The sequence below is a fragment of the Winogradskyella pulchriflava genome (assembly GCF_042434315.1).
Classification (GTDB): Bacteria; Bacteroidota; Bacteroidia; order Flavobacteriales; family Flavobacteriaceae; genus Winogradskyella; species Winogradskyella pulchriflava.
Genome location: NZ_JBHLTQ010000004.1, coordinates 37344 through 51147 on the forward strand (window position 1 = coordinate 37344; position 13804 = coordinate 51147).

Genomic DNA, 13804 nt, shown 5'->3' on the forward strand with positions numbered 1-13804 from the left:
AAAATAATCTTAATATTAACCTGAAATTTCGTCCAGCTCAAATTGTACTGTCTCCCAATCTGCCATTAATTTTTCTAACTTTTTCTTTTTATCCTGATAAGCATCAAAGAATTTTGGGTCAGAAGCTGTTTTATCGTAGTCAGTAGCTAGCTTAACATCGTCTGCTTTAATGTCTTTTTCTAGCTGATTAATTTTAGCTTCAATATTGCTAAGCTTATTATTTAAAGATTTAACCTTTTTTTGATCTTCGTAACTCTGTTTGTTACTTTCCTTAGGTTTATTTTCGACTACAGTTCGTTTTTCGGCTTCTCTTAGATTTTCGAGATTACGTTGTTCTAAGTAAAAGTCTATATCGCCTAAATATTCTTTTATATTCTGGTCTTTAAATTCGTAAACAGTATCTGTTAAGCCTTGAAGAAAATCCCTATCGTGAGATACCAAAATTAAAGTCCCTTCAAACTTTTTAAGAGCTTCTTTCAACACATTTTTAGATTTTATATCTAAGTGGTTAGTAGGCTCATCCATTATTAAGACATTTAGAGGTTGTAATAACAGTTTAGCCAATGCTAAACGGTTTCTTTCACCACCAGATAAAACTTTTACGTACTTTTCTACCTCGTCTCCTCTAAATAAAAACGAACCCAATATATCTCTAACCTTGCTTCTATTAGTTTCGTTGGCAGCATCAATCATAGTATCTAAAACAGTTTTATTGCCATCTAAATACTCTGCTTGGTTTTGAGCAAAATACCCAATTTGAACATTATGCCCTAAGGTTAGTTTTCCTTGATGTTTTATTTCACCAACTATTATTTTGGCCAATGTAGATTTACCTTGTCCGTTTTGTCCAACAAAAGCTGTTTTAGTGTCTCTTGCTATGGCAAGATTAACATTATTAAGTACTTGTATGTCACCATAGTTTTTTGAAACATTTTCTAACTCTACAACAACCTTTCCTGGTGTTATAGATACAGGAAAATTTAATGACATGACGCTATTGTCATCTTCATCAACTTCAATTCGGTCTATTTTATCTAATTTTTTTATTAGAGATTGCGCCATAGTTGCCTTTGATGCTTTTGCTCTAAATTTTTCAATTAGCTTCTCTGTTTGTTGTATTTGTTTTTCCTGATTTTTTTGAGCTGCTAATTGCTGAACTTTCATTTCCTTTCGCAACGCCAAAAATTTAGTATAAGGTTTATTGTAATCGTATATTCTTCCTAATGAAATTTCGATAGTTCGGTTGGTAACATTATCTAAAAACATTTTATCGTGAGATACAATGACTACTGCACCACTGTAATTTTTCAAAAAGCTCTCCAACCAAATAATAGACTCAATATCTAAGTGGTTTGTTGGCTCATCTAAAAGTAATAAATCATTATTTTGAAGTAGTAACTTTGCCAGCTCTATTCGCATTCTCCAACCACCAGAAAACGTATCAGTGAGCTTATTGAAATCTTCGCGCTTAAACCCTAAACCTTGTAATATTTTCTCTGTTTCACCTTGGTAATTATAACCTCCAAGTATTTCGTATTGATGCTGTATTTCGTTTAAATCAATCATCAATTGGTTATACGATTCACTTTCGTAGTCTGTTCGCTCAGCTAGTTGCGTATTAATATCTTCTAATTTAGCTTCACAAGTTTTTATTTCTTTAAAAGCTTCGTAGGATTCTTCGAGTACAGTTTTTCCAAAATCGAAATCTATATCTTGTTTTAAGAATCCTATTTTAAGATCTTTATCTGCAGCTATCTGTCCTGTATCTGGTTCTTGTTCTTTTGATAGAATTCTAAGCATTGTGGATTTACCAGCACCGTTTTTTCCAATTAAACCGATACGGTCACCAAGACCAAGCTTAAAGGTAATTTCTTCGAAAAGATATTCTCCTTGAAAGGATATAGATAGATTATGAATATTTAGCATAACTTTTTTGAATAATACAATTGCTATAAATGTTACAATTGTTACAATACCAGAATTATAAAACTTTATCTTTGCATTGTCTTAAAAAACGCAAAAGTAAAGGTTTTAGTTATGATTAGAAAAGGAATGAAACTTTATAGTATTCTTTTTGGTGCTTGTCCAAAATGTCACCAAGAATCAATGTATGTTAATAAAAATCCTTATGAGTTATCAGAGACTTTGAAAATCCATGATAACTGTTCGCATTGCGGAACTAAATATAGAATGGAACCTTCGTTTTTTTACGGTTCTATGTATGTTAGCTATGGAGTTGGTATTGCTTTTGCTGTGGCAGCCTTTGTAATTAGCTATTTAATGCTTGAGTCTTCACTTTTAACTTCTTTTGTTGCTATAGTATTAACCCTTATTGGATTTATGCCAGTTATTATGCGTTTATCGCGTAATATTTGGATTAATCTTTTTATGAGTTATGATAAATCGTTATCTCGCAAAGACGCAGAGTCGCAAAGCTAATCTTAGCTTAATTAAACCGCCTAATATCTATTTCGTTATCTAGTGCTTCTTTCGCTTCTATAAATTTAAATAGTTTGTCGGCTATATAAGGTGCAATCATTACTCCTCGTGTTCCCAAGCCATTTAAAACATACAAATTGTTGTGCTGAGGATGTTTACCTACTAATGGTCTTCGGTCTTTAACTGTTGGTCTAATACCTGCAACATGGCTAACAATATCAAACTTACATTTAATAAAAGTTTTTAGCTTTTTTATTAATTCATTTTTAGCCTCCGAAGTGGGCTTGTTTGATTTGTCTTCCCAATTATATGTAGAGCCAACTGTATATAAATCATTACCCAACGGAATTATAAATACAGAAGATTTTATAGCAAAATTTAATTTTAATTTTGGTGCCTTTACTGTTAACACCTCTCCTTTTGTTCCATTTAAAGGAATATGATTAAAGAAGGGATTATTTTTTACACCAAAGCCTTCAGCAAATACAATATGTTTAGCCTTTATATCTTCATATTGAATATCAGCTGCATTAATTTGAAGTTTATGATATTCAAATTCTATTTCCTTGAAGGCTCCAATAGTCTTTATATAGTTTTTATAGGCCTCTATTAATGTTACAGTATCTAATCTGCCAGCATGTAAAACTTCACCAAAACCAAAAGGTGCGTCTATGCATGTATTAGTATTTTTAATAAGATCTGTTGAAAGAAAGGGTTCTAGCTTTGGCTTATCTGCGGCACTAAACCAAAGGTTTTGTTCTTCTACTGAGGCAAATCGTCTTAAAAGTTGAAGTTTATGGTCTATTTTAATATTTAAATCTACTTCAATTTTTTTGTAAACAGGCAAAGCAATGTCTAATTGCTCTTTAGCCTTCCAAACCTCTGAAAATCGTTTTAAAATTACTGGATTGTATAATCCAGCTGCTACTATAGAGGATTTTTGAGAATTATTATCATAGACCATAAAAGATTTTTTATGGGCTCTTAATTGCTCACAAAAGGCTATACTAGCTAAGCCACACCCAACAACTATATAATCTACTTCTTTCATTGAGGTAAAAATAGTAACTATTTATTGACTTCGTTACCATTAACATAACTTCTTAATATTCAATGAATACAAAGTTAAACCTTTATTTACCCATCCCTAGCCCTTCCAAGGAAGGGAATTTATATTGAATAAATATTATGATAATAGTACTCAATCAATAAAAAACGCCCACTTAAAAAAGTGAGCGTTATATAATTGATAATGTGTGTTATTAGTAACTCCACATATCTTGTTCAAAGTCTCTAATTTTATCTTTGATACGTTCTGATTCTAAAAGCTGCATTAAAGCATTCTCAGCAATGTACTCTGTAACTTCTCTATCTCCATAAACATTCTCCTCCTTGTATATATACCCACCAAAACGACGGCTATTCAATAAATGGTCAAAAGAAATTGGTGAAGCACTATTATTATTATTAAATGCTTTTGCTTCGTGTAAAATCTCTCTTACTTCTGGATAAAATATCCAAAACATTGGAATAGGTTCTTTTTGTGCTTCGTCATCAGAATCAATAAAATTCACATCTGGTGCAGCAGGTGCTATACCAAGAATACGATATTTAAGTTCGCCTTGACGTTTATCGAAATACCAAAGACCTTTAATTAAATAAGCGCTAATATCTGCTGGTTCAATATTTCTTTCAATGATATACTCTTCAGGTATTTCATCTTCACCAACACCATTTTCATTCATATAGTCAATTCCAGCATTAGTGATTTTTCTCATCCTCAGTGCAGCTTCGATATCTTTAAGTGTACGCTCTTCTGCAAAATACGAATCACCGTAAATTTTGGATATCATACCATTTTCTATATTGTCCATTAAGACTCTATATAAAGACTTTCTGTCATCACCAAGATTTCCTTCTACAGGAAAATATAATGGAAAATTAACACGTTCATCTAAGACGACTTTTTCCCAAATCATTTTTGAATATAAGATATCTCTATCACCTACATAACCATATTCAAGTGGTTTATCGTTATCTAGAAGTAATTGCGCTTCGGTTTTCATACCAATTTCTTCTGGTATTTTTGCATTTAGGATATTTGCTTGTGCAAACATGGTATTTGTTGCCAAGAATGTTAATCCTATATATAAAAAGCTTCTTAATTTCATCTTATTCTATATTAATAATTTGGGTTTGTTTTATCAGTAACGTTTAAATTTAAAATAAATTATAACTAGTTACTTGTAACTTCAACAATTACAGGTGAAACATTCTTCAATCTGTAAGTAGCGTTTCCTTGTATTTTAGCTTTGATATCAAAAATTGTAATGTTATCACCACGTCTTGCTTTTTTAATAGCAGCTTGTGCTTGTGCATTCATTTTTGTACCAGCTACATTTACTGTAGGTTGTCCAGGAACTCTAATTTTAAATGAAGTTACTGCAATTGGTAAATCGAATACAAAATCATCTAATTTTGCACTAACTGTACCTATTTCAACATTACGCTTTGGTAATTTCACAACACCTGTTTGTCCAGCAATCATGCCTGTTGGTGCAGGAATATCTTTAATTCTAAAGGTTTTACTATCACTAGCTTTTGAACCGTCATCTAAGGTAGCTGTAACATTAATTGTCATTTCTTTACCAGAACCAGCTTTTACTATATATTTTCCTTGACCACCAACTTTTGATAAACCAGGTCCACTAGCACTTACTTTATTGTCTGGAACACCAGCAAAAGAAATAGTCATTGGGTTATCTACACCACGATAAACAACATTCATCTTATCTGCAGAAATTGTTGCAGAGTTTGGTCTAGGTACAACAACGTAATTAGCTTCAATTGGAATTGGTAATTCTTTTCCATTTTCGATGAAAGTAAATTCACCGTTAATTGTGTGCTCACCAACGTTTCCTACGTTAAAGTCTAATGTAGCAGCTCCTGTTGAGTCTATTGCTTCAGATAAATTAATCTCTTCACCTTGTACAACTAATTTTGTAGGAGGAACATTTGCATATTTACCTATAACAACTCTTCCTTGAAACTTCTCACCTGCAAAAAATGCAGATTTATCTGCTAATACAATCGCTTTATAATTATTTAATGTTGTAGCTTCTGTAACTACTTTACCTAAGAATAGGTTAAGCATATTAGCTTGAGCAACCCTAACATCATTCTGCATAGCGGTAAGCTTAGTGTAAGATGCTATAGCTGGAAAACCTTGAAAATGGTAATTTAACCAATCGATTTTCTTTCCATCTTTATTCTCTACTTTATCAGTACTAAAGGTTTTCTGAAAATCTTCAGCTGTTCCTCTGTAAGACTCGTCTTTAGATAATACTTCTAAAATACTCTCCTTGTACTCTTTGATATTTGCCATTACCTCGTCACCCTTTTTGGTCAAACGGTCACCAGTAAACCATGCTTCGTCTAAAATATCGGTTTTATCCATAGCTTCAAAAGGCAACTTACCTGTTTCAGGATCTATTTTATAATTTCCTTCTCTAAGTAAATCTTGTTTTAAAGACTCTAAATATTTATAAAACTTATCAGAAGCTATTTCTGTTTGTTGCGCTCTTGCTGCTGGAACTGAGAATTCTTTTGGTTTCTCATTACTCTTTTCTTTCAAATCAGCTAGCAATAATTCATTTCTGTCAGCCGTAGATGCATTTGAGTCTGCAAACTTCGCCTCCATCAATCCGAAAGCGGATAGTACTTCTTTAGACATATTCATTGCCATCATAGCAATAAATACCAAGTACATTAAGTTAATCATTTTCTGCCTTGCAGATAATTTTCCTCCTGCCATTGTAATTAGTTTTTAAATGTTAATTAATTAAATTGATTACTTATAAAAACTAATTAGTTTTTGTTCATTGCAGATAACATTCCACCGTAAACACCATTTAATGATGAAAGGTTAGAAGCTAAAGATGCCATTTGCTCTTTTAATTTCTGTGCGTTTTCTACAGCTTCTTCGTTAATAGCAGCTTGACGATTTGCACTTTCCATTTGTACTTTATAAAGACTGTTTAAAGACTCCATTTGTGCAGCAGCTAATGATAATTCTTCACTGTATTTCTTTTGAGCTGTCATAGAATCTACTGTTGGGCTAATGCTCTTAGCAGCACCTTCAAAGTTTTTAATACTACTACCTAGGCTTGCCATAAGCTCACCATCTATTTTAGCTTCTTTTAATAAATTATCTAATTTTTTAGATAATAATCCTTCAGCATCTTTAGGCTCTTCTTTTTTCTTTTTTCCTAAAGAATTACCACCTGCTAATTCTGGATATACTAAAGACCAATCTAATTCACTTTGTTGTTTTTCAAAAGCTGAATATGTAAATACCAATGCTTCAACAATCATACCTAACGTTAAGATTTCAGAACCATAAGGCCAATGTTGAATCTTAAATAATGCTCCAACGATTACGATTGCCGCTCCTAATCCGTAGATCATGTTTGTTAATGTCATTTTACCTTTCTGTGCCATAATTTGTTTAGTTTTTAAGTTTAAGTTAATGGATATATAACTTAAGTAGGTTATAATTTAGTTTGGGTTGTTATTTTAAAAATTTAGTTTTAATTCGTTGCTGCGTTTTTAGTTACTTCAGTTCCCATATAATCTTGAACTGTCCTAAATCCGATATAACTTCTAGCAGAATCCGCATATTCGTAATCTCTAGAACTTACTTGTAAGAAATAGGCAACATCTTTCCATGAACCACCTCTAACGACTTTACGTGCGTTATCTGGATCATTTACATTTGGATTGATTGTTGAAGAAAACTCATAAGATCCTGGATCGTAAGAACCATTTACCCATTCCGAGACGTTTCCTGCCATATTGTATAGGTTAAAGTCATTTGGATCGTAAGCATCTGCTTCTACGGTATATAAAGCTTGGTCAGCTGCATAATCACCACGTAACGGCTTAAAGTTTGCCATAAAACATCCTCTATCATTTTTAGTGTAAGGTCCTCCCCAAGGATATGAAGCTCCTTGAAGTCCACCACGTGCAGCATATTCCCATTCTGCTTCAGAAGGTAACCTATATGAATTTACAGGCTGTCTTCCCTTACTCTTTTGGTAACCATTATGATATAATGTTCTCCATTGACAGAATGCTCTAGCTTGTTTCCAAGAAACACCAACTACTGGATAATCTCCATAAGCATCATGCCAGAAATAATCATTGTGCATTGGCTCATTATAAGAATACGCGAAATCTCTAATCCAAGCCGTAGTATCTGGATACACTTCTACTTCTTCCTGCTCTATAACCTCAGAACGTTTTAAACTTCTGTCCTTAGCTGCTTTAGCAATATCCATATAAGTGTATTGGAATTTAAATTGCTTTACATCCCAAGTACGTTGACCATTGTAAGATTCTTCTAAAGGTAAGTACATACCATCCATAACTTCAGCATATAGTTCATCAGGATAATCATCGGTGTCAAAATATAGCTCTACATCACGATTAATTTTTCTTTGCTCATTACCATAGGTATTAAGCATATAGCTTTCATAGGCATTCATATCGTCTGGATTAGCATCAACATAAGCAAATTCACCTATATCACCATTACCTGGAGTCTTACCTTCCAAATCAGCCATTTCAGCCAATTTTAATCTTAATATAGAATCTCTTACCCAAAATACAAATTGACGATATTCGCTGTTAGTAATTTCGGTTTCATCCATATAAAATGCACGAACTGTAGCTGTTTTAGTAGGTGCATCCTGCACACCTGCTAAATCATCATCAGATTTACCCATAATAAAAGCTCCACCTGGAACCAATGTCATACCAAAAGGCTTTTCTGGGTGCCATTTTTTACCTTTAACACCTACTAATTGTCCTCGGTCTCCAGAATTACAACTGGCAACCAAAACTAATACAGTGGTTAGTAAAATAAACTTCTTAATATTCATAGTAACTCGAGGTTAAATTAGTCGTCCTTAATTTTAAGGTCGTAAACATATTTATATATTTTTTAAAATACAACTTTTTTATTGTTTTTTTTGCATTTCGTCCTAAAAATAAGCATTTCATCGACAAAATAAATGTTAAATATCGATAAAGGGTATATTTTAAAAGCTATTCTTCCTAAATGCCTTATACCATCGCTCAGGTATTTCACCTTGCGTTGCAATCACATAATCGGAATGCATGCATGGTAATAACGTATGCTTTTTTAATTTATTATTAACATCTGGCAAAAAAGGAATCTCTATCCACCAGCGTCCTGTTTTTAAGCTTTTATAAAAAATAAGCTCATCATCATCTACCAAAACATTATACTTTTGATAGTACTTTTCGTTAGTAAAATCGTCATCTGCAACACGGCAATTAACTCCTTCGATAAAATACCATATCATTTGCGCCAATAACATTGACGATGCACTATCATTTTTAGAATTATGATATTCATAAATCCCAAAAGAAGATACTTTATTACTTATACCTGCATAACGTGTAATGGCGCAAATTTCTTTTCCTGAGAATCCATTAGGTGAATACTTTTGGTTATCACTCACTTCTGATGCCTTTACAGACTTTAAATCTATGGACACAATATGCGCATCTCGCAACAATGGTTCTACCTTATTAATATCTCCCGAAATCTCACCCAAACGATAGGCCTCAAAGTACAACTTTTCTATGAGATCTATTTCTTCTTGGGAGTTAAAATAAGTTTGATATCCAATTGTTGAATAGTTGAAAAGATTGTAAGGCTCTTCTACTATAACCTTACCTACATAACTGTTGTTTTTTATTGGCAGATTGGCGTCACCTAAATCAAAATTAGTATCAACATTGACGATATTAACCATAGGCATTACCGAATCGTAAGCACGATAATTAGCATAGGTTAAATCCTGACTACCTCCTAATATAATTGGTATAATTTTCTTTTCTAATAAAACCGTAATTGCGGTTCTGATTGCAAAATAGGTATCCTCTACCGTTTCGCCTGGTTCAATATCTCCTAAATCTGCTATTATCGTGTGCCAGTTACCTGGAAACAATGTATAAAGTGTTTTTCTTATAGAATCGAAATTAATGTTAGCTCCCATATAGTTAACATCATTTCGGCTTTCTTGAACTCCAATGATAGCGAGTTGCACATCATCTAAATCTGGAATTCCGTTTTGTCGTGAATGGACCTTAATTTTTTTTCCCAAAGCTTGTTGCGCAATTAGTTCTTTGTGAGCCAAAACCGCATCAGATACAGGCGTTAGAAAATTAAAATTCATAGTTTATTACTTCTTTTTGGTCGACGTTTTTTTCTTTGTTGCTTTTTTTGCTTTCTTTTTAGGAGCGTTTTTCTCTAATAATTCCTTGGCTTCTTCTAATGTCATGTCGCTTACATCAACTGTTTTTGCCAATTCTACTTTTTGCTTTCCTTTTATAACATTATGTCTTCCCCATCTTGCCTTTTCTACTCTAATGCCTTCTTCTTCCCAAACATGGATAAGTTTATCTTTTTCCTTTTGGATTTTATCTTCGATCAAAGTTACAATGTCTTCTTCAGATAAATTGTCCCAATCGTATTTTTTATTCACATTTATAAACATATTGTTCCATTTAATAAATGGTCCAAAACGCCCTTTACCTTTTACAACTTCTAATCCTTCATATACATATATAGGTGCATCTGCTTTTTCTTTCTCCTTAATATATGTAATGGCTTCTTCCAATTCTACACTTAAAGGATCTACACCTTTAGGAAGCGACACAAACTTTTTCCCATATCTTACATACGGTCCAAAACGACCATTGTTTACTTCAACCTCGTCATCTTTATAGTGTCCTAAAGCTTTTGGCAGTTTGAACAAGTCCATTGCCTCTTCAAACGTAATAGAATTTAATTGTTGGTCTGGAGATAAACTTGCAAATTTAGGCTTCTCTTCATCATCTACTGTACCCACCTGAACCATAGGTCCAAACTTACCAAGACGCACACTTACCTGACGACCTGTTTTTGGATCAGTTCCTAAAACTCGTTCGCCAGATTCTCGTTCCGCATTTTCTTGCACATCTTCTACTTGTGGATGAAAACCTTTGTAGAAATCTTTCATCATTGCACGCCAATCTTCCTTACCTTCTGCTATGTCATCGAAACTTTCTTCTACTTTTGCCGTAAAATTATAATCGAGAATACTTTCAAAATGATTAACCAAAAAGTCAGTAACAATAAAACCTACATCTGTTGGTACAAGTTTACCCTTATTAGATCCAACTTTTTCTGTTAAGTTCTTTTCTTTTATACTTTGTTTAGCTAACACTAATTGCTTGTACTTGCGCTCATCGCCTTCATGCGTTCCCTTTTCAATATAATTTCTGTTCTGAATTGTGGAAATCGTTGGAGCATAAGTTGATGGACGACCAATACCTAATTCTTCTAACTGTTTTACCAAAGAAGCTTCTGTATATCTTGATGGTGGTCTTGTAAATCTTTCAGTTGCAGTTATATATTTATTCTGAAGTGTTTCACCAACTTTTAAGTCTGGTAAAAGCCCTTCTTGCTCTGTATCTTCATCATCTGTTCCTTCTAAATAAACTTTTAAGAATCCATCAAAAGTTATAATTTCTCCATTTGCAGTAAATTGTTCACTGAGGTTTGCAGAACTGTTAATTTTTATTTTAAGATTGGTACGCTCTAATTTTGCGTCACTCATTTGTGAAGCAATAGCGCGTTTCCATATTAAATCGTATAATCTTGCCTGGTCTCGTTCTACACTAACCGTATTGTTAGCAAAATCTGTTGGTCTAATTGCCTCATGCGCTTCTTGAGCACCTTTAGATTTTCCTTTATAATTTCTAGGCTTACTGTATTCGGATCCGTAAGTTGAAACTATTTCGTTCTCAGCTCCTTTTCTTGCCTCATCAGATAAGTTAACACTATCTGTTCTCATATATGTTATAAGACCAGCTTCGTAAAGTCGTTGCGCATTACTCATGGTTCTACTTACCGAAAAGCCTAATTTTCTTGAAGCTTCTTGCTGTAATGTAGAGGTTGTAAATGGTGCTGCTGGTGATTTTGTAGCAGGCTTTTTTTGCAAATCAGCAACCTGATATGTTGCAGACAAATTATTGTTTAAAAACTCTGTAGCTTCCTCTTCTGAACTAAAATTCTTAGGCAGTTTAGCTTTGAAAGTGCTTCCATCTTCAGTTGTAAATTCTGCATCAATTCTATAAGATGCAACTGGTTCAAAATCCTGAACTTCTCTTTCTCGTTCTACTATTAAACGTACAGAAACAGATTGTACTCTACCTGCAGATAAACCACCTTTAACTTTTCTCCATAATACAGGAGATAATTCGTAACCTACAATACGGTCTAAAACACGTCTTGCCTGCTGCGCATCAACCAAATTATAATCGATACTACGTGGATTTTCTATAGCTTTATTTATAGCGCTTTTAGTAATCTCATGGAATACAATACGCTTGGTTTTTGCTTTATCTAATTTTAAGGTCTCTGCCAAATGCCATGCTATCGCCTCCCCTTCTCTATCTTCATCACTTGCTAGCCAAACCATATCTGCTTTGCTTGCCAGTTCTTTTAGTTTTTTTACGACATCTTTCTTGTCTTTAGATACCCTATATTTGGGCTCAAAGTCTCCCTCAACATCAACACCTAATTCTTTTGAAGGCAAATCGGCAATGTGTCCAAAACTGGACTCAACCTTATAATCTTTCCCTAAAAATTTCTCTATGGTTTTGGCCTTTGCTGGTGACTCAACTATGACTAGATTTTTTGGCATTCTTTATTTTTTTGAAGATACAAATGTATATGAAAATTAAGTTACAATCCTAATTTGGTCTGAAATACGATACATTTTATCGTGCTTTTAACACCTTAAAAAACTAAAAAAGCCTTGCAAAATACAAGGCTTTGAATATTTTTGATACATTAAAATTAATACGAATATGTTATTGGCCCTTCAAAATTATCAATATTCAAAATAACTTCGTCAGTACCTTCTACACGCAAATTCCTTATGTCAAACTCTCTTTGTTGTGTAAAAACTGCCAAACATGCCTCATTGTTTACAAGCACAAATCTTAAGCTTCTTTGTGGAGGAAACGACTCCATTATCGCTTCAGAATCCACCAACTTTAATTCCCATGTATCTCCGCTACATCCACTTGCTGAAAAACTAACTACCAAACAATCACCATCTATTCCAACTCCTATAAAAGAGTAAAAATCAGATTCGGCGTTTTGATATTCTGTATTATCAACGATAACATTAACATCGCTACACTGTGGCTCATAAGCAGCAGTTGCGTCATCCTCGCTACATTGCATGTTTAAAAATAAAGCTGCAAATAACGATAGCGTAATTAATTTTTGAAATTTCATAACATCATTTTATTATAAGATGTAAAATTTCTAAAAGGTTGCACTAAAAACCTGAATTTTCTTCTATTTGTATATTATCCATTTCATCTTCAAAACCTACAACTTCTTTGTAAATTAAGTAAGGAGGTAAAAATGTAAAAGACATTGTTACATAAACACCTACAAAACACATTAAGAACCCAACTATTCCAGCTAAAAAACCAGAAACAAACAAGAGCCCAAAAGAAATTAACCATTTCTTATTTCCTAAATCGAAACTTAATTTTATGATTTCTGAAACAGATTTTTCTGGATTAAAAGCATAAACCACAAACATATAAGACAACGGTACTATGGCATAAATCAAAGGTAACACGCACAATAGTGCAGCAACCAATGTAATACCTATATATACCAACCCAAGCTTAATGGTTTTACCTAAATAAGGCTTTTTGAAAAAGTAGAAATAATCTTCCTGACCCATTTCCTCAAGATCTTTTAACTTACAGATTCTATAAAACGCTGCTTTAAGCCCTAAACCAATAGCACTCATAGCCGCCATAGCTATTAGATACAGTATAAACATTACTATTGCAGCAATTGGACTTATTTCAGGTTGCATATAAGGATCGTAAGGATTATAACTACTTGAATACACATCCATCATTCCTGTAAATATTAATGGAATATAAATGAGCATCACTGCTGGTATAGCTAATACCATATTTAATAAAACTACTACTAAGCCATTTACCCAGGTTTTCTTAAAAAGTTCTATTGATTGGTTAAAGATTGTACCAAAATCTAAATCTTTGGCATTTTGAATACGTTGTTGAATTTCTGAAATGTTCATTGTATTGGTTTGATTAGTTCATCAAAAATAAATCTTTTTTAGACATTTATTCAAAATAATATTACATCTGTCACTTTGTCATAATATATAAAATAATCCTATCTTTGCATGCTTATTGAGATTTAAAACAAACATTAAAAGTTCTTCTG

11 protein-coding genes are annotated in these 13804 nt (G+C 33.0%); 1 reads left to right on the forward strand and 10 read right to left on the reverse strand.

What is annotated here, in order from left to right; genetic code table 11:
- Positions 1-15: 15 nt before the first annotated feature.
- Positions 16-1926, reverse strand: a complete 1911-nt coding sequence (locus ACFFGA_RS08535; RefSeq protein ID WP_386062505.1) for an ABC-F family ATP-binding cassette domain-containing protein — start codon at positions 1924-1926, stop codon at positions 16-18.
- A gap of 111 nt (positions 1927-2037) precedes the next feature.
- On the opposite strand from ACFFGA_RS08535, the gene ACFFGA_RS08540 reads away from it, so the two are divergent.
- Positions 2038-2439, forward strand: coding sequence for a DUF983 domain-containing protein (locus tag ACFFGA_RS08540; protein WP_386062508.1), 402 nt, complete (start codon positions 2038-2040; stop codon positions 2437-2439).
- A gap of 7 nt (positions 2440-2446) precedes the next feature.
- Here the strand turns inward: ACFFGA_RS08540 and ACFFGA_RS08545 are convergent, their stop codons facing one another.
- The 9 genes from ACFFGA_RS08545 to ACFFGA_RS08585 form a co-directional block, all read right to left on the reverse strand.
- Positions 2447-3490: an NAD(P)/FAD-dependent oxidoreductase gene (locus tag ACFFGA_RS08545; RefSeq protein WP_386062511.1), complete on the reverse strand. Its 1044-nt coding sequence runs from the start codon at positions 3488-3490 to the stop codon at positions 2447-2449.
- Between the two features lie 211 nt (positions 3491-3701).
- Positions 3702-4610 (reverse strand): type IX secretion system ring subunit PorN/GldN, encoded by a 909-nt coding sequence (gene porN, locus ACFFGA_RS08550; protein WP_386062514.1) that lies wholly within the window; start codon positions 4608-4610, stop codon positions 3702-3704.
- A gap of 65 nt (positions 4611-4675) precedes the next feature.
- A complete protein-coding gene (gene porM / locus ACFFGA_RS08555) occupies positions 4676-6253 on the reverse strand; it encodes a type IX secretion system motor protein PorM/GldM (RefSeq protein ID WP_386062516.1) in 1578 nt (525 codons plus the stop codon).
- 53 nt (positions 6254-6306) lie between these two features.
- Complete coding sequence (gene porL, locus ACFFGA_RS08560; protein WP_386062519.1) at positions 6307-6939, reverse strand: type IX secretion system motor protein PorL/GldL; 633 nt, start codon at positions 6937-6939, stop codon at positions 6307-6309.
- Positions 6940-7028: 89 nt separating this feature from the next.
- Positions 7029-8375 (reverse strand): T9SS ring complex lipoprotein PorK/GldK, encoded by a 1347-nt coding sequence (gene porK / locus ACFFGA_RS08565; RefSeq protein ID WP_446697945.1) that lies wholly within the window; start codon positions 8373-8375, stop codon positions 7029-7031.
- A 165-nt stretch (positions 8376-8540) separates the two neighbouring features.
- Positions 8541-9707, reverse strand: coding sequence for a formimidoylglutamase (locus ACFFGA_RS08570; RefSeq protein ID WP_386062524.1), 1167 nt, complete (start codon positions 9705-9707; stop codon positions 8541-8543).
- A gap of 6 nt (positions 9708-9713) precedes the next feature.
- Complete coding sequence (gene topA / locus ACFFGA_RS08575; protein WP_386062527.1) at positions 9714-12221, reverse strand: type I DNA topoisomerase; 2508 nt, start codon at positions 12219-12221, stop codon at positions 9714-9716.
- Positions 12222-12376: 155 nt separating this feature from the next.
- Positions 12377-12823, reverse strand: a complete 447-nt coding sequence (locus tag ACFFGA_RS08580; RefSeq protein ID WP_386062530.1) for a hypothetical protein — start codon at positions 12821-12823, stop codon at positions 12377-12379.
- Positions 12824-12866: 43 nt separating this feature from the next.
- Positions 12867-13655 (reverse strand): hypothetical protein, encoded by a 789-nt coding sequence (locus ACFFGA_RS08585; protein WP_386062533.1) that lies wholly within the window; start codon positions 13653-13655, stop codon positions 12867-12869.
- Positions 13656-13804 lie beyond the last annotated feature (149 nt).